The organism is Undibacterium sp. RTI2.2 (genome assembly GCF_035018705.1).
Lineage (GTDB): Bacteria > Pseudomonadota > Gammaproteobacteria > Burkholderiales > Burkholderiaceae_D > Undibacterium.
Genome location: NZ_JASJXN010000041.1, coordinates 1 through 18,304, shown reverse-complemented (window position 1 = coordinate 18,304; position 18,304 = coordinate 1). Strand labels below are relative to the sequence as shown.

The window sequence follows — 18,304 nt, the reverse complement described above, 5'->3', positions numbered from 1 at the left end:
GATCAATATGGAAATCCGTCCGATTTTATCTGCGTTGTTGAGAAATAAAACAGCACCGCTGTTAGTTGCAATACAGGTTGCTATCAGCTTGGCGATTTTGACCAACGCCATGTATATCGTCCAGCTGAGGCAAGAGGCATCCGTACGCTCCAGCGGTATTAATGACGAAGCTAGTGTGTTTCATATTACTAGCAGTCGTCTTCAAAGAAAATCAATGGATGACTTTAAAGCGGTATTACAGAGCGAAAAACAAATTCTGCGTGCGATCCCCGGTGTAGTCTCTGTGGCGCAAACATCGCAGGTGCCGATGTCGCGTTCAGGTAGTCGTTCAAGTATTTCTGTCGACCGTCTACAAACCTTGCCCTCCACTACAGTTGATAATTACAACACCTCTGATTCTTTGGTAAAAACCTTAGGATTAAAACTGATTGCCGGTCGTGATTTTAATCCTGATGACGTACTTGAATATGATCCGCGCGAACAAAGTGACTTAAGACCGCGTGTCGTGATTGTGACAAAAGCGGTAGCCAAAGAACTCTATCCCAATGAGGCAAATGTGATTGGAAAATCCATGTTTTGGGGCACAGGCAATGATTCCGATGAATCGAAAATCATTGGCGTCGTCGAGAGTTTACAGACCACTGAAGCAGAAAGTACAGGACGGTTTGAGGATTCTGTTATTGCCCCTTTAACTACCGTCAGATCATCGAACACCTATTTTGTGCGTGTTGAAGCAGGTCAAAGAGACCGTGTAATGAAAGAGGCAGAATCAGCACTGACTAAAGCAGCCGGAGAGCCAATGATTGTTCGAATGGATACGATAGATAATGAGCGATTTAAGCGTTATCGCAGCGATAAGGCTTTGGCGTGGATGCTGATTACCGTGAGTGCATTGTTGATGTTGGTGACTGCCAGCGGGATTGTCGGTATGAGTACCTTATGGGTTGCACAACGTCGCAAGCAAATCGGTGTGCGCCGGGCTTTGGGTGCGCGTAAGGTAGATATTTTGCGCTACTTTATTACCGAAAATATCTTGATTACGACTGGCGGAATTGTTCTCGGCACTATGCTCGCGGTAGGGCTCAATCAATTACTGGTCAGTCAGTTTGAGTTAAGCAAATTGCCGTTCCAGTATTTATTCTTTGCACCCTGCGTGTTTTGGATATTGGGTGTCGCTGCTGTGTATGTGCCTGCTTTGCGTGGGGCGAGTATTTCACCTGCTACGGCGACACGTGGCGCTTAGAATGTGATCGGTCCTATCTTATCGGCGTATCGGAAAAACTTTATGTGATGTTCTGTTTTTTTGTGTTGTACGATGCGGTTTAATCCGATATTCCATAATCAATTTCTCTATGCCTAATGTACTCATCATTGACGACAACCCCTCGATTGCCATCGCACTGGAGGTGCTGTTGTCTTTGCACGATATCGCCGCAATCAGCGCGCAATCGCCGGAACAAGGCTTAGCGTTATTAGAAAAAACCAGTGTCGATTTAGTGATACAGGACATGAACTTTAGCGCTGACACTACCTCTGGTGAGGAGGGCGTAGCCTTGTTTCATCAGATTCGTCAACGTCATCCCGATCTGCCTGTGATTTTGCTCACCGCCTGGACGCATCTGGATGCTGCTGTTGGATTGATTAAAGCAGGTGCTGCGGATTACTTAGCTAAGCCTTGGAATGATCAGCGTCTGATGGCGACAGTAAAAAATCTGATCGAGCTAGGTCAAGCCAATCGGGCATTGCAGCAGAGAGTGTTGCGTGAGCGTAAAAATAAACGCGAGCTGGAACAAAAATATGACCTGCGTAATTTAGTCTGGCAAGACGCGGCAACAGAGCGAGTGTTGACTATGGCCTGTCAGGTTGCACGCTCAGATGTATCTGTGCTGATCACAGGGCCGAATGGTGCTGGCAAAGAGAGAATTGCCGAAATTATTCAAGCTAATTCCAGTGTTAAAGATGGTACTTTTGTTGTGTTAAATTGTGGTGCACTTCCTTCTGAATTGATTGAGGCAGAATTATTCGGTGCTGAAGCCGGTGCTTATACCGGTGCCATCAAAGCGCGGGAGGGTAAGTTTGAGGCAGCTGATGGCGGTACCTTATTCTTAGATGAAATTGGTAACTTACCGCTTGCAGGGCAGATGAAGTTATTACGTGTGTTGGAGACTGGACGTTTTGAACGTCTTGGCTCTAACAAAGAGCGTCAGGTTAAGGTCCGGGTGATCAGTGCGACCAATGCTGATTTAACCGCGATGATTAAAGCGGGAAGCTTCAGAGAGGATTTGTATTATCGCCTGAACGTGATTCAGCTCAATTTACCGTCCTTGGCAGATAGACCGGACGACATCATTCCCTTAGCGATGCATTTCTTAAGTCGTGGTGAAAGCGCTGCTAAAACTCTACATCCGACAGCACGTGCGTTGTTGCTGCAGTATACCTGGCCCGGTAATGTGCGTGAATTAAAAAATGTCATGCAAAGAGCAAGCTTGCTTGCCAGCGATTCAGAGCTGAAAGCCAGCGATCTAGGCTTGCCAGTGATCGCGCAAGCGCGCGTCAATGTCGAGGTGGAACTGGATCGTGCGACGATAGAAAAAGCCTTAAGTAAGGCAAATGGGGTGATTGCTCAGGCGGCCACGGAGTTGGGGTTAAGCCGTCAGTCGCTCTACCGGCGGATGGACAGACTTGGCATTAGCAAGGCCGGGTGATCTGAGTGACGCCTGACGACTCTAAAACCAAGCTAGGTATATCGCTGACAGCCAGATTTACTTTGCTGTCCGTTTTTTTAATCGCGATGAGCATTGCTCTGGTCTATACGTCGCAGCATTTTTTTCCTAAAGAGTTTGGTCTGACAGTATTACTTGTCGCACTGGTGATGTTGCCGGTTACGGTCATGCTGGTACGTAACCAGATGCAAGCGATGTTGGCATTATTCCGCGCGCTGAGTGGTACCGTCATTAGCTATCAGGATGGAGATTATTCGTTTGGACTGCATTGGCCGCGGCATGATGAGCTGGCGGATTTGGTGGATGCCCATAATGCGTTGGGTGATGTATTACGCGAGCAGCGCCTGAGTCTGGTTCAGCGTGAGTTGTTGCTGGATACAATGCTACAAAATACGCCGGTGGCAATGCTGCTGGTTGCCGAAAAAGGCCCGATTGTTTTTGCCAATATCGCCGCGAGACAGTTGCTCAACGAGGGTCGTAAGTTAGAAGGCCATACTCTTGATGCGTTGTTAAAACATCTCTCAGCTTCGTTGCGCGACGCCATCGATAAAGGTGGCGACGGTTTGTTCACGGTCAATGCCAAAGAGGGCGCAAACAGACAAAACGGTGATGACGAGGAGGAGGTGTATCACCTGGCACGTCGTAACTTCAGTTTGAACGGACGGCATCATGAACTGCTATTGTTGCGCCACTTGACGGCAGAGCTGCGCCGGCAAGAAGTCCAGACCTGGAAAAAAGTCATCCGTGTGATCAGCCATGAATTGAATAATTCGCTGGCACCGGTGGCCTCACTCGCCAACTCTGGCGCAGAGTTATTGCGGCGAGGGCAAACTGAGCGCTTGCCAGAAATTTTATCCACGATAGAAGAGCGTTCCCGCCACCTGGAAAGCTTTATTCAAGGTTATGCGAGTTTTGCTAAATTGCCGACCCCGCGCACAGAAACGACCTCGTGGCAGCCATTTATTTCTCGCTTGCAGTCGCAGATGGATTTCCACCTGATCGGTGAATTACCTGATGAGAAGGTCAGTTTTGATATCGCGCAAATGGAGCAGGCGTTACTCAACCTGTTAAAAAACGCGCATGAATCAGGATCAGCGCCTGAACATGTCAGTTTAGGTGTGCGTCGATTGCACGGCATGATACGCATCGAAGTCATGGATCAGGGCAATGGAATGATCGATGCCGTTATGTCAAACGCGCTGGTACCGTTTTATTCGACCAAACGCAGTGGTACCGGATTAGGATTGGCGCTGGCGAGAGAAATTATCGAAGCGCATGGCGGTCGCATCTTGCTGCGTAACCGTCAAGGCGGTGGCGTGATAGTGACTTTAGTATTGCCTGCATAATATTAAAAATAGGCAGTAGTAAGCTGTAAAAATAGATAAATAGGGGAGTATAGGCAATAATATAGGGTATCGTCCAGATAATCATTGGACGTTAAAAAATACACCGGGGTAGTAATTTTATGAGGGATATAGCAAAAAACGCCAGTTCATCATCCCTGCGCAGGCGGAGAGCCAGCGTCTTTGCTGATACTTTTGCTGACCGATGCTAGCTGTCCACCCGCACTAGAACGATAAATTGACGGATGTTCAACCACTGAGCCTGATCGAAATTTCAGGCTCAGTGATCAAGCTCAGTGATCAAGCTCAGTGATTAAGCGTAGTGAATAACATCGTAATCAGACGCAACGATCAAATCTATGCCGCCACTTTCGCTTCTTGCATCGTTGGATAATCGGTATATCCTTTTTCTTCACCACCGTAGTAGGTCGTGCGATCACCCTGATTGAGTTCTGCGCCTGCTGCAAAACGTGCGACCAGATCTGGGTTAGCGATATAAGGGCGACCAAATGCAACGGCGTCAGACAAACCGCTGGCGATCAAAGCTTCTGCTTCATCGGCGGTGTAGCCACCGCAGCAAATCAATGTGCCTTTGAATGCAGCACGTAATTGCTTACGGAATGCTTCCGTCAACACCGGACCGCCTGCCCAGTCAGGTTCTGCAATATGCAAATAAGCGATATCACGCTGGGTGAAGGCTGCAGCCAAATACAATGCCATTTCTTCGGCTTCAGTATCAGCAATACCATGTGCGACGAAGTGTGGCGAGATGCGAACACCTACGCGGTCAGCGCCGATTTCTGCAATCGCTGCATCGACTGCTTCCAACGTCAGGCGTGCGCGATTTTCCAGTGAGCCGCCATAGATGTCGGTACGGACATTGCTGTTGGTCGACATGAATTGCTGTAACAAATAACCATTGGCAGCGTGGACTTCCACCAGATCAAAACCGGCTTGTTTTGCGCGTACTGCCGCAGCACTATATTGCGCAACGATGCCTGGCATTTCTTCCAACAGCAAAGCGCGTGGTGTTTCGGTCGGGACGTTGGCGGGCGTGCCATCTGGTTGCACAACGAAGCACTGACTATTGGCCGCGATGATCGCAGACGGTGCTACCGGTGCTGCGCCGTTTTCTTGCAACAGCGAGTGAGAAATGCGACCGACATGCCAGAGTTGCAGTGCGATTCGGCCACCTTTGTTGTGCACGGCACCAACCACTTGCTTCCAGCCGGCTTGTTGTGCGTCGGTATAAATGCCAGGTGTCCATGCATAACCCTGACCTTGACGGGAGATTTGGCTAGCCTCGGTCACGATCAAACCTGCGGTGGCGCGCTGTGCGTAGTACTCAACATTCAGTGCGCGTGGTAGATCACCAGGTTGCCCTGCACGTGAGCGTGTCAATGGCGCCATCACTACGCGGTTATTTAAATGGATGCTGCCGGTTGCTACAGGGGAGAGTAAATGCTTAAGCATGTGTATCCTTTAAGAGTAAATAAAATAGACCAGTCGTCTAGTCTGGATTAAAAATAAAAGGCAATTAATTGCCTGTCTCGGTTTGATCAGGATTAAAAAACCTGGTCTTTAATATTGCGTCAGTCTTATTGCTAAGGGGTTTGTAGCGGTTGTAGCGGTTGTAGCATTTGCTGCGTTTGTTTATAGGCTAAATCCATTGCCTTGATATCGTGGTTAACCTTGGTCAATAATGACGCGCCAACCCACATGCCATATAAAGATTCGGCTAGTTGTGCGGCATCTAACTGCTTGGACAGACTACCTTCGGCCTGCGCCTGTTCCAACACTTGCGCGATTTGTTCGATGATGCGCGTCATGCCCTTGCTCAAAGCGATACGCATCGGCTCTGACAAATCCGCGACTTCAGCGGCCAGTTTTATCGCCAGGCACATGACCTGACATTGGCTGTTGTCGGCAACTTTGCGCCAATTGCCAAAGTAAGCTAACAGGCGTTCGCGCGAGCTGATTGATTCGTTACAAAACAACAGAGCAGAGCGTGCATGATAATCATCAAAGTAGCGTTCTAACAACGCAACGCCAAAGCCTTCTTTAGATTGGAAGTAATGATAAAAAGAACCTTTAGGCACTTCTGCGCGAGTCAAAATCTCATTCAAGCCGATTGCACTAAAGCCACGCCCCACGATCAGCTCTTGGCCAATGGCGAGTATGCGTTCTCGGGTATCTTGATATTGATCTATTCTGTCCATAACACAAGATATTATTAGACCAGTCGTCTAGTGTCAAGATATTTGATGTTTTAAATCATGTTTAGTCACGGCATGGTGGTCGCAATGAGGTGTATTACTTATTGTTGGTTTAACCCGAAGGACGCATGCTAATTGAGTCTTCGTCGCATTTTATGCGATAATCTAAATTTCCGTGTGGAAATAAAATTACTCTAATGTCTCCCATGTTCAATCATGTTCCGCTGGCTTTCGCTTAACGAAAGCGGGCTAGATCCAACAGAGCACACCGTATGGAAAATAAGCGCTTTGCGTATTATTTTGGTGTCAGGTTTTTTGTTGGAAGCAATTGTTGCCGTTGATAGTTCGCTCAAAGCGATTGCTGTCGGGGCTTATCACGTCTTATGGGTTGTGGGCTTGTTTTACCTTGCCTTGAGTATCGGCCTGTTTTATTCGGCGCGCCATGTTGCCTTAAGTGCGGGTGTGTTAATTGGCACGGTATATGGCGCTGCGTTTGCCATGCTCAGTTTTATTGATCAATTTGAAATCGCCAAACTTGGTGTGATTTTTATCTACACCACACCCATCATCGCAAGATTATTTTTTAATACCCGACTAGCAGTTGGGTTGATGTTGGTGAATAGCTTGCCGTTTTTACTGTTACTGCATAATCAACCGATCTTCCATTTTCCTGGTATTAATATCACGCTGCCAGATAGTCACGGCTATGTTCAGTCTTTGCTGTTCCTATTTTTTAATGTCTGTGTGCCGCTCGCAGTATTTCGCGTCCTACATGCTCTGGATGCATCTGCTGCCCGTCACCGCAAGACCAGTGTCGAGCTTGAGGTTAGCCATGCCCAGTACCACGAGATTTTTCAAAATGCGGGAAGTGCGCTGGTATTGACCGATAGCAACGGCACAATTTTGCAAGCGAATAATCTGGCGAATGCTTTACTGGGATGTGTGACGGAGGTATCCGCAAATGGCTCTACTATTCTTGGGGCTACTGACAGCAAAGACACCAATGACACCAGAGGCAGTCAATTATTTGACTGGTTGTCTTTAGATAATAGTGTTCGCCTCAAAGTAAACACATCTGCGTCTAGCTCAGCTATTAATAATATGGCTAATGAAGAGGTTGCCAATCTACGTATGTCCGCATACCGGACGCGTGACGGTAAATTGGTCTCGATGGAAAATATTTCTCAGACCAAAAACGAAAACTATATCGTCGCGCTGCGTGATGTTTCGCACTTGTACTCGATGCACAATGCCTTGCAACTGAGTCAGGAGCGTGAAAGCTTTTTGACCAATCACGATACCTTAACCAATTTACCTAACCGCGACATGTTGCGCCAGCATTTGCGGCGTCTTCTGGCAAATCCTACGCCAGATAAAGTGACTGCATTGGTCTCGTTTCGCCTGAATAGTATCCGTCATGCGAATCAAAAATTAGGCGTACATTTTGGCGATCAATTACTGCGTCGCTTCGCAGAAGAATTATCCACTGTTCTGCCGCAAGATTGTTTTTGTGCGCGCTTACGCAGTATTGTTTTTTCCTTCGTTGTCGAGCAATACAGTACGCCGGGCGATATTATTAAACTGGTCGAGCGTGTGCGACATGCCTTGCCTAAAGAGATTTTGATCGATGGCGAAACTTTGCTGGTTCAGTTTTCAGCAGGTATCGCGCTGGTCAGAACAGACGAGACCGAAGCCGATGATCTGATACGCCGTAGTGAATTGGCGCTAGACACCGCGCGCCGCTCCAGCGAATCGGGCGCGACTTTATTTGATGATGAGGACGAATCAGAAATCCGGCGCAGTATCGAAATCGAAGTCGATATTATCAACGGCCTTAAGCAGCGTGAATTCAGGCTGGTATATCAACCCAAGATCACACAAGACGGCAGTCTGGCTGGGGTAGAGGCGCTGATACGCTGGCAGTCCTCCAGCTTGGGTAATGTGTCCCCGGTTGAATTTATTCCGATTGCAGAGCGCGCTGGTTTAATCCGCGAGATCAGCAATTTCGTACTCGATAGCGCCTGCTCACAAATCCGGCAATGGCTGGATGAATTTGGCGACAGTCCGGTAGTGGCGGTAAATCTGTCCGCCTCTGATGTGGCGCGTAGCGACTTACTGGAACTGATAGAGCGTACTTGTGCCCAGTATGCGGTGACAGCCCAATATCTGGAATTTGAAATCACAGAAACCGGTCTAATCGCGAACGAATCTCTGGCAGTAGAGCATTTAAATGCGCTGAAAGAAAAAGGCTTTGGCATTGCGATAGATGATTTTGGTACTGGCTATTCTTCCTTATCAAAACTAAGCCACTTCCCCGCCCGCAGCGTCAAAATTGATCGTTCGTTTGTTGCGCAGATTGGCAATAATCAAAAAAGTGAAATGATCATCAAAGCGATTGTCTCGCTAGCCAGCATCTTGTCTTGTACGACAGTAGCAGAGGGTGTAGAAAACCTAGAGCAAGAGCAATTCCTGAAAGATATCGGCTGTGATTATTTCCAGGGATATTTGTATTATCGTCCTTTGGAAGTCGCCGATATGCACTCCTTGCTCGCACAGCAATTCGACATGACCTGCCAAATTTTAGCCGCTTGTTGATCGTTGATTTGCGCTGTTCGCTACGAACTTAGCTGACTTCTTCATTACTTTTTTCGTTCGTCACAGCGGTTACTTTCTCCTCCTGATTGCCACGTTCCCTCTGCGCAACTGATTCAACACATCATTTAGACCAATGGCTAAATAAGTCCTTGACTTCATTTAGATGATTAGCTAATCTTCAAAACATGAATCAGATATTTAAAGCCCTCTCCGATCCGACTCGCCGTCAGGTACTGGCGCTACTGCGCAATGGTCCACAAACGGCAGGCGAGTTAGCGGACTATTTTGACGTGTCCAAACCCACCATGTCAGCCCATTTTTCTATCCTGCGTGAAGCTGATTTAATCGCTTCCTCAAAACAAGGCAAGACCATCGTGTATTGCTTGCAACTCTCGGTACTGGAGGACGCCTTGCTTGGGTTTGCCCAACTGCTGGGCAGTCAGCTTAAGGCGGACTCATCACCAATGTCACCGCCATTAACATCAGCAGCAGTGCCAGATGCTCAACCACCATCCTCACAAACTGAAGGAAAATGATGAAAACTATCTCCGAGCAACCGCTCCGCACATTCGCCATCCTCATCAGCACATGGGTAGTTTTTGCCAGCAGCTATCTGTGCTACCTCCATCTTGCCCGTCCTTGGCCTTATGTCCTCGCGCTCGCTATCATCGGTATCGCGTGGATCGCTCGTCAGTTGTTACCAACAGGTGCAGCAGTTGGCTCGGCAGGCCAAGTCAACCGCCGTAAAATTACGCAAGCCATAGTGCTAGCTGGCTCAATGCTGGGACTCGCTTTGCTTATACCGTTGGGATGGACGGATGGATTAGTCAGTCAGTTTGCCGAGCGGAGCAATAGCGTGATGATGGGAGTCATCGTTGTCGTCTTTGCCAACAGCATCCCCAAACAAGTAAGCACAGCACGTGGTCTCGCAATGCGCCGGATTGCAGGCTGGGCTTTGGTAGTTGGTGGCTTGGGATATGCGCTGTCCTGGTTATTCTTGCCGCTAGCCTACGCAAATATCGCAGCACCATTCATACTATTTTTAGGGCTGATGTATGCGCTAGTACGCATCCTCGGAGATCGTGTACTACGTAGTGCTGGCGGATGTTGATTTTCTCGTTAAATTAACATACTCCCCTCTATTTTTTTAAAATATGCCTTAGTGTCCAGTATTTAATTGGACTACTTATATATACAGAGTGAGAGTATATTTATTTTGCAATAGTGTTCTGCTTGTATATCAATCTTATTGTTCACCTTGTTAGCCGGGCATTTTGATGAACCACCACAGTAATGATTGTCCGAATTGCCGCCCAAACTACTGAATCGCTGAATCAGTGACTGCTCCAATCTTCACCCAAATTTCCACCCGGATTTTTCAGATTAAATCCTCCTGACTCCGCGATAGCATTCACTCTCTCTTCATCAATCCTGAAGAAAAATTCAGGACTTCTTAAGTATTTCTTCAGACACACATCGTTAAAATGCAACACCTGAGTCCTGACGTCATTCTCAGGTCAAATACCGCAAATAAACTCTAGGCCAAATTCAAGGCTCAATTCAAAACTTTATGGTTCTGAATTGATTGTGGCTGGTTAACAACTTTGCATACTCTGCTTGCTCATCTGAGAAGTAGTCCCAAGACCGATCATCGTCTGGATTTCTTTCCGGTAAAAATATACCCAGACTAGCCCCCACTGGTCGTTACGACCAAAAATCTGCAGCACTGACATTGTCGTGTGAATAAACAATGAGGCAAACCTCAATGAAAATGATAAATCCTATTTCCACGATCACAAAAAATCGTCAACGTCTTACGGTGCTTGTTGCGATGCTTGGTAGCTTTGCGCTAGTGGTTTTGATCGCTGACAAATTGTCCGCCTCTGCTGGTGCAACAACTGCCAAAACATCAGATGAGGAACAAATGATGATCCGGCAGGGCGATAAAATTAGCGTCCCCGCTAAATCACCTTTGCGATCCCGGCTGGCTGTTTTGCCAGTGGCAACGTCGGTGCCATCGCACATCATTACCGTACCTGCGACGGTGGAGGCTGACCCTTCGTTGACAGTCAATATTTTGCCGCCGTTGACCGGGCGTTTGGTCGAGTTAAAAGTAAAGCTGGGGGATGTCGTTAAACAAGGGCAAGTGCTGGCGCTCATCAGCTCGCCGGATTTGGCGCAAGCCTATGCTGATGTTGATAAAGCGCAGGACGGCCTGGAGTTATCGCATAAAGCGCTGGAGCGCGCGCGTGGCGTGAATGCTGCGGGTGGTAATGCCGCCAAAGATTTTGAGCAAGCGACTAGCAATTATGTACAAGCCCAAGCAGAAGCGCGACGTGCTGAAACCCGTCTGAAGGTATTGAATGGATCCACAAGCACGCTCCAAAGCAATACCAGCATTACCAGCAATACTGGTAATGCCATCAACATCCACACCAAAGCCAGTTCCAGATTACTCAGCATCACTGCACCTATCTCAGGCGTGGTCACTGCGCTTACTGTGGGCAGCGGCGCCTATCTGAACGACGCTACAGCGAGTCTGATGACCGTTGCTAATCTCAACCAGATTTGGGTCACTGCCAATGTGCCAGAACAATTGGTCTCTTCCGTCGCTAAAGGTCAGTCGGTAGATATTAACTTACCTGCTTACCCTAACCAGACGTTTCATGGCACGGTCGCCTTTGTCAGTGCCGTGCTGGAGCCAGACACCAGACGCAATAAAGTGCGCATCAGCTTTGCCAATCAGGATGGCAAGCTCAAGCCGAATATGTTTGCAACGGCTAGTATTTTGCTTACGCAAACTATGCAAACAACCAAAGCCGGATCAACACCTCAAGCGCAGGCGTCACAGCTGGCCTCTATTACACCTATTACGATCCCAACTTCGGCTTTGTTAATGAACAATGACGACATCACCGTATTTGTTGAAGTTGCTCCGTGGACGTTTGTACGCCGCAGCGTGGAATTGGGTCATGAGGATAACGACAAAGTGACCATCTTGTCCGGTCTGACTGCAACAGATCGTGTGGTCGTACGCGGTGGAGTGCTGCTCAATGATTAACCAGCTCATCGCTTTATGTTTCCGGCGGCGTCATCTGGCATGGGTGCTGGCGATTGTGATTTCGATGTATGGTTACGTGTCATGGCAAAAAATGGCAGTCGAAGCCTATCCCGATTTAAGTGATGTCACAGTACAGGTTTCTACCCAAGTGCCGGGTCTGGCTGCGGAAGAAATAGAGCAACAAATCACCACGCCACTAGAGCGCGCGCTGAGTAATACGCCAGGCTTAGTTACGATGCGTTCCAGCAGCACGTTCGCATTGTCTTTGATCACTCTTGTGTTTCAGGATGGTGCAGATGATTATTTCGTACGCCAACGTGTGTTGGAGCGTATTGCATCAGTCTCGTTACCCGCTGGTGTGCAGCCGGGTCTGGGGCCGGTTTCTGGGCCGGCGGGAGAAATTTTTCGGTATACGCTGGAATCCGATACCAAAAATCTGATGGAGTTATCCGAGATTCAGCGCTGGATCGTGATCCCCGGATTTAAGCAGGTACCCGGCATTGCAGATGTGAATAACTTTGGCGGATTTACCAAACAATTTCAGTTAGAACTTGACCCCACCCAGCTGCAACGTTACAACGTGGTGTTGAATGATGTGGTAACCGCGATCAACGCCAATAGCGCCAATGCAGGCGGTGGCCGGATTGCACGTGGCGAGCAAAGTTATGTCATCCGCGGCATCGGGCAGGTGCATTCGCTGGATGATCTGGCGACGGTTGTGGTCACGCAAAATAACGGTGTTCCGGTACTGCTACGTGATCTCGGCAAGCTGCAATACGGACATCAGGAACGTGAAGGCATTCTGGGTAAAGACAATAATCCAGACACCGTAGAAGGCATTGTGCTCATGCTTAAATATGAGAACCCTTCTATGGTCTTGCAAGGCGTGCATGCAAAAGTAGAGCAGCTACGCAAAAAGCTGGAGCCTATGGGTGTCAAGATTGTGCCCTACATTGATCGTGATGATCTGGTCAAACTAACGGTACATAAAGTCAGCCATACCGTGTTGGAAGGCATAGGTTTAGTCTGTCTGGTACTGATCTTATTTTTGGGTAGCCCACGTAGCGCGGTTGTAGCTGCTGTGGCAATACCGATTGCGCTGGTCACGGTCTTTATCATTATGGCGGCGACCAAAATGCCTGCCAATTTATTCTCACTCGGAGCGATTGATTTTGGCATTATTGTCGATGGCGCGATTGTCGTTATGGAGGCAATCTTGTTGCGTCGCGAGAAAAATCCTGATGTTGAATTATCAGAAGAAGATGTCTTGCGCACGACAGGGCAAGTGGCGCGCCCGATCTTTTTTGCGACCTTGATTATTATCGCTGCCTACATCCCCTTATTCGCATTCCAGCGTGCGGAGGGCAAGTTGTTAACGCCGATGGCTTATACGGTTTCTTATGCCTTGTTAGGTGCTCTAGTATGCGCACTGGTATTGATCCCGGGACTTGCGTTTACCGCTCTGCGCAAACCGCGCAAAATATTTCATAACCGCCCCTTAGTCTGGCTAACCCAAAGATACACCAGTCTGTTGCGTCATTCGTTAGAAAATACCTGGATTGCGTACGGCATAGGCGCATTGACGCTGGTGTGCGTCACCATTCTCGGCTCAACAGCGGGACGCGAATTTTTACCTGATATTGATGAGGGAGCGCTGTGGCTACAGGTGCAAGTACCCAGCGGTATTTCTATCGAAAAAGCTAATGAGATGGCGAGTGATTTGCGCAGAACTTTAAAAGAGTTTCCAGAAATTTCTTACGTCGTCACTCAGCTTGGTCGCAATGATGACGGTACTGATCCGTGGACGCCATCGCATATGGAAGTGCCAGTCGGATTAAAGCCTTACGATCAGTGGCCCAATGGCGGTAGCAAGGCCGACCTGATCAAACGCCTGAATCAGCGTTTTGCCACTATGCCGGGATTTTCTATCAGCATCAGTCAGCCGATTATTGACGGTGTAAATGACGCGATCGGTGGTGCGCATAGCCCATTAGTCTTGCGTGTGTATGGTGACGATCTGAGAGAAAATCGCCGTATTGGTAATCAGATTGTCGATATTTTGCAGACGATACGCGGTACTGCCTCGGCATCCTTATTCCAGGAGCCGCCGATACCGCAAGTCGTGATTAAAGTGGATAGAGAACAGGCTGCACGTTACGGTATTAACACAGCAGATATCGCCGCCCTGATACAGACCGGAGTTGGCGGTGCGGCGATCTCATCGGTGTATGTGGGCGATCGTATTTACAATGTGACGGCACGTTTTCCTAAAGCCAGCAAAAACAATCCTGAGTCCTTGGGTAGCCTGACATTAAACAGCTCAAGCGGCGCAAAGATCGCTTTATCGCAAGTTGCCAGTATCAAATTCCAGACCGGAGAAAGTACGATTTCACATGAGGCGAGTGAACGTCAGATCACTGTCCGTATCGATAATCGTGGACGTGATCTCACTTCTTATTTGGCAGAAGCGCAACAAAGGATTGATGCTGAGATCAAAATTAATCCGCAGAAAATTCGGCTCGAATGGGCAGGGCAGTTTGAGAATGAACGACGGGCTCACGCAAGGCTAATCGTTATTTTAGGCGTGGTATTGGCGCTAATGTCCGTATTGCTGTTCTTCCAGTTTGGAAAAATCCGTCAGGTCATTTTAATCTTGGGTGTGGTACCAATGGCGACCTTGGGTGGACTTGTTGCCTTGCATGTGACTGGCGAGACTTTAAACGTCGCAACCGCAGTCGGCTTTATTGCCTTGTTTGGAGTGTCGGTACAAAACGGCATCATCATGGTTGCTAACTTCCGCCGTGTACGCGGTCAGGGTTTGCCGCTAAACGATACCGTCATTGCAGGTGCAACCGAGCGCCTGCGCCCTGTCTTGATGACGGCGACTGTCGCTGCCTTCGGAATGCTACCTGCAGCGCTGGCAACTGGCGTTGGCACCGATGTCCAGCGTGGACTGGCAACCGTAGTCGTCGGTGGTTTGATCGTATCAACCTTGCTGACTTTATTTATTCTACCCACTTACTATTTTGCGATGGAACGTCTGTTCGAGAGCAAAACTTGGGGTTTGCGATTAAGGCAGAATCGATAATGAAAAATCTGAATCGGCTCTTGATGAAGTATCCTATGTTTCACAATTTATTCAAAAAACCGGCTGATGTTATAGAGCGCATCGTGGCAAAAATTGTGACTGAGAATGCAATGGTAAAAGTGCGAGCATATTGGTCGTCCATCGCTGGCTTGCTGCTGTTATCCGGATGTGCTGCAGGACCTGATTATGTGCGTCCGGCGACTATGCTGCCATCGGCCTATATGTCTGACACTGTATCCGTTCCTGCATCAAACGGTAGCGTGAAAAATCAACCGGATAGCGGCATAGATAAAAATCTGGAGTCACAAAAATTTATCCAAAGTGATATTCCCGCGCAGTGGTGGGAGCTATTTCAATCGCCTGCATTAAGTACCCTGGTCGAGGCAAGTCTAAAACAAAATCCGACTGTAGAAGCAGCGCAGGCCGCTTTGCGTGGCGCAATGGAAAATGTCTATGCACAGCAAGGCGCGTGGTTCCCTTCAGTCGAAGCGTCGTATTTGCCAACCCGACAGAAAATTGCTGGTACCCTCGCCAGTCCGGCTTCTTCCGGTGCTAGCTATTACAACTTGCATACGGCGCAGGTCAGCGTGTCTTATACCTTAGACGTGTTTGGTGGTAATCGCCGCCAGATCGAGTCTTTGCAGGCGCAGGCAGAGGCACAAAAATTTCAGTTAGAAGCCAGCTATTTAACGCTGACGTCTAATGTCGTGGTGGCAGCAATTCAAGAGGCTGCTTTACGCGGCCAGATTACCGCGACAAAAGAAATTATTGCCATTCAGACTCAGTTGATGAAGATGATTCAACGTCAGTATGCGCTGGGACAAATCGCACAGATTGATGTCGCGGCACAAGAGTCTGCGCTGGCAAATACAGAAGTGGCGTTGCCAACCTTAGAAAAACAATTAGCCCTGCAAAGAGATTTATTAAGTGCGCTTGCCGGGCGCTTGCCGGATGGGTTTGAGATCGAATCCAATAGCCAACCCAAGAGCGAACCCAAGAGCGAACCCAAGGATAAATCTAATAACGAACATACGTCCGGTCTTGCTACTACGATCTTCACGCTAGACAGCTTGCAACTGCCAGCTGAGTTACCGCTAACGCTACCCGCATCATTGGTTGAGCATAGGCCAGATGTCCGTGCCGCAGAGGAGCAATTACATGCCGCCAGTGCCGCGATTGGTGTTGCTGTTGCTAACCGTTTGCCGAATATTAGTTTGGGTGTGAATACCTATGGCTCTGCTGCCAGTTCTATCAGTGATCTGTTTAAAGCGGGTACCGGTTTTTGGACTTTGGCAGGCAATATCACGCAACCTATTTTTGATGGCGGTACGCTAAAACATCGGCAGGGTGCAGCGCAGGCCGCGTATGATCAAGCGGCCGCGCAATACCGCGCGACTGTGATCAATGCTTTCCAAAATGTGGCAGATGCCTTGATCGCGATACAATCAGACGCGGTTGCGCTGAAGGCTGCACAAAGGGCAGAGCGGGCTGCTGCCAAGAGTCTGGCGATTGTTCAACGGCAACTGGCATTAGGCGATATAAGTAGCGCAAATGTGTTGAGCAGCGAGCAAGCGTATCAGCAATCCCGGTTAAATTTAGTACAGGCGCAGGCAGCTCGTTTGACGGACACCGTTGCATTGTTCCAGGCTTTAGGCGGCGGTTGGTGGAACAGAAATTCTGCAACGGTGACTAAAGACATGGCAGCGTCAAAATAGCGAGGCGCGGATAGCCAGGCCAACATAGCATTACCAATACGCTGCCCTCGGTAACAAAATAAGCAAACAAAAAGAGAATGAGACGATATGGAAATTCTGCGTTTTGAAATGGGACCACGTTTTAGCGAGATGACCGTAGTCGATCTTGGTACTGCTAAATTAATTTATATCGCAGGACAAGTTGCTGAGCATACTTCCTTAGATGTGATGGGACAGACTCGCGAGATTTTGCATTTTATCGATCGTCTGCTGGCCAAAGTAGGCGCTGATAAAACGAATATTGTTTCCGCCAGAATTTATCTGGCATCAGTGGGCGACTATGCCGCGATGAATGATGCCTGGGACACATGGGTAGCGCCGGGCCACGCTCCGGCACGCTCGACCACAGGCGCAAAATTGATTCATCCTGATTACAAAGTAGAGATCGAAATGACGGCGGCTGTTCAGAGCGTTGCTACTTAGATCATTCCTGCTCAGATCATGTAAACAGCGTACAGCCGATGTGACTTTGTCAGAGATCACCAACTACTTCGCCAATCCGTTTTGATGCTTGCTTAATGAGCAGACAAGACCTTAACGATATGGGCAAACTTCCCTTTCTCGCAATTCTCTGGCACTACTTCGACTTCATCATCCAATTTTAAGCTCATGGATTCTGGCACTTCAGCAATGGTATTCAAGCCACGACGTGCATGCTGGTAATGTATTTTGGCGAAATGCTTATTGTCGCGCTCTGAGTCCGTGAGTTTTTCCAGACACTCAGGCAAGTTTTTCCGATCAGACTTCGCATCGTAGAGATTGCTTACCCAGCCATGCTTAAGATTGTCTTTGGCCGCTGGCGCCAGATCAGCTTCTTGGCTAAAGGCATTCGGTGTGCTGGTTGCCAGCGCAGCACAGATGCTCGGCAGGCAGATCATCAATCTTGGTATGGTGATTTCTTTCTTGGACATCGTATTCTCCTAAGTCAATAAATTGACGGTTAAGTCACTTTTTGGTCAGATTTTGGCTGATCAATTTAATATACTCCCCATAATTTTTTATAAAAATCCTATATCGACCATATAATGTATGGACAATTAAAATATACCTATGGGGAGTATTAATTAATTCATCGATCGTCATTACTTTCCCTTACTCCTCTTCTTCCTTCGCTTTATCCTTAAATAAGCGGTAGCTCAACGGCAGTAACAGCAGAGTGAAAAAAGTTGCTGAGACAATGCCGCCCACAATCACGACCGCAAACGGGCGTTGGGTTTCTGAGCCGATTCCGTGCGATAACGCGGCTGGCAATAAACCTAAACCTGCCATCAATGCAGTCATCAATATCGGTCTGAGCCGGCTTACCGCGCCTTCAATTGCGCTAGAAAAATCAGCACGGCTGGTTTTCTCAAATTCTAATATTTGCTCCAGCATAATCACGCCGTTTTGTACAGAGATGCCCGCTACTGCGATGAATCCTACTGCAGCAGAAACAGAGAAGTGCAAGCCCGCCAGTGCTAAACCAGCGATTCCGCCTATCATCGTAAAAGGTACCATCATCAAGATAAGCATTGCCATACGGAT

General features: G+C 48.3%; 14 protein-coding genes. 10 read left to right on the top strand and 4 right to left on the bottom strand.

Going from position 1 to position 18,304, the window contains the following annotated elements; genetic code table 11:
• The first annotated feature begins 7 nt into the window (after positions 1-7).
• The 3 genes from QN395_RS17645 to QN395_RS17635 all read left to right on the top strand — a co-directional run bounded on the left by QN395_RS17645 (position 8) and on the right by QN395_RS17635 (position 4,069).
• On the top strand, positions 8-1,243 hold the full coding sequence (locus QN395_RS17645) for an ABC transporter permease (protein WP_322117843.1): 1,236 nt from the start codon (positions 8-10) through the stop codon (positions 1,241-1,243).
• 109 nt (positions 1,244-1,352) lie between these two features.
• Positions 1,353-2,705, top strand: a complete 1,353-nt coding sequence (locus tag QN395_RS17640) for a sigma-54 dependent transcriptional regulator (protein ID WP_322117844.1) — start codon at positions 1,353-1,355, stop codon at positions 2,703-2,705.
• A 5-nt stretch (positions 2,706-2,710) separates the two neighbouring features.
• Positions 2,711-4,069: a PAS domain-containing sensor histidine kinase gene (locus QN395_RS17635; protein WP_322117845.1), complete on the top strand. Its 1,359-nt coding sequence runs from the start codon at positions 2,711-2,713 to the stop codon at positions 4,067-4,069.
• Between the two features lie 354 nt (positions 4,070-4,423).
• Here QN395_RS17635 and QN395_RS17630 read toward each other — a convergent pair whose 3' ends face one another.
• Both QN395_RS17630 and QN395_RS17625 read right to left on the bottom strand, forming a co-directional pair.
• Positions 4,424-5,539, bottom strand: coding sequence for an alkene reductase (locus tag QN395_RS17630; RefSeq protein ID WP_322117846.1), 1,116 nt, complete (start codon positions 5,537-5,539; stop codon positions 4,424-4,426).
• A 131-nt stretch (positions 5,540-5,670) separates the two neighbouring features.
• A complete protein-coding gene (locus QN395_RS17625) occupies positions 5,671-6,285 on the bottom strand; it encodes a TetR/AcrR family transcriptional regulator (protein ID WP_322117847.1) in 615 nt (204 codons plus the stop codon).
• A gap of 213 nt (positions 6,286-6,498) precedes the next feature.
• Here QN395_RS17625 and QN395_RS17620 point away from each other — a divergent pair, with 213 nt between their 5' ends.
• The 7 genes from QN395_RS17620 to QN395_RS17590 all read left to right on the top strand — a co-directional run bounded on the left by QN395_RS17620 (position 6,499) and on the right by QN395_RS17590 (position 17,203).
• Complete coding sequence (locus tag QN395_RS17620; RefSeq protein WP_323492469.1) at positions 6,499-8,877, top strand: bifunctional diguanylate cyclase/phosphodiesterase; 2,379 nt, start codon at positions 6,499-6,501, stop codon at positions 8,875-8,877.
• A gap of 185 nt (positions 8,878-9,062) precedes the next feature.
• Positions 9,063-9,413: an autorepressor SdpR family transcription factor gene (locus QN395_RS17615; protein WP_322117849.1), complete on the top strand. Its 351-nt coding sequence runs from the start codon at positions 9,063-9,065 to the stop codon at positions 9,411-9,413.
• Positions 9,410-9,988: a hypothetical protein gene (locus QN395_RS17610; RefSeq protein WP_323492468.1), complete on the top strand. Its 579-nt coding sequence runs from the start codon at positions 9,410-9,412 to the stop codon at positions 9,986-9,988. The genes QN395_RS17615 and QN395_RS17610 overlap by 4 nt, the downstream gene beginning before the upstream one ends.
• Before the next feature lie 654 nt (positions 9,989-10,642).
• Positions 10,643-11,938 carry an efflux RND transporter periplasmic adaptor subunit gene (locus tag QN395_RS17605; protein WP_323492467.1) on the top strand — a complete coding sequence of 432 codons (1,296 nt, stop codon included), beginning with the start codon at positions 10,643-10,645 and terminating at the stop codon, positions 11,936-11,938.
• Entirely contained in the window at positions 11,931-15,026 is a 3,096-nt protein-coding gene (locus QN395_RS17600) for a CusA/CzcA family heavy metal efflux RND transporter (RefSeq protein WP_323492466.1), read from the top strand. Before QN395_RS17605 ends, QN395_RS17600 begins: the two co-directional genes overlap by 8 nt.
• A gap of 35 nt (positions 15,027-15,061) precedes the next feature.
• On the top strand, positions 15,062-16,741 hold the full coding sequence (locus tag QN395_RS17595; RefSeq protein ID WP_323492465.1) for a TolC family protein: 1,680 nt from the start codon (positions 15,062-15,064) through the stop codon (positions 16,739-16,741).
• An 87-nt stretch (positions 16,742-16,828) separates the two neighbouring features.
• Positions 16,829-17,203, top strand: a complete 375-nt coding sequence (locus tag QN395_RS17590; protein ID WP_323492464.1) for a RidA family protein — start codon at positions 16,829-16,831, stop codon at positions 17,201-17,203.
• A 92-nt stretch (positions 17,204-17,295) separates the two neighbouring features.
• Here QN395_RS17590 and QN395_RS17585 read toward each other — a convergent pair whose 3' ends face one another.
• Together QN395_RS17585 and QN395_RS17580 are read right to left on the bottom strand one after the other, a co-directional pair.
• Complete coding sequence (locus tag QN395_RS17585; protein ID WP_323492463.1) at positions 17,296-17,691, bottom strand: hypothetical protein; 396 nt, start codon at positions 17,689-17,691, stop codon at positions 17,296-17,298.
• 181 nt (positions 17,692-17,872) lie between these two features.
• The coding region (locus QN395_RS17580) for an efflux RND transporter permease subunit (RefSeq protein ID WP_323492462.1) at positions 17,873-18,304 on the bottom strand (432 nt) is incomplete at its 5' end.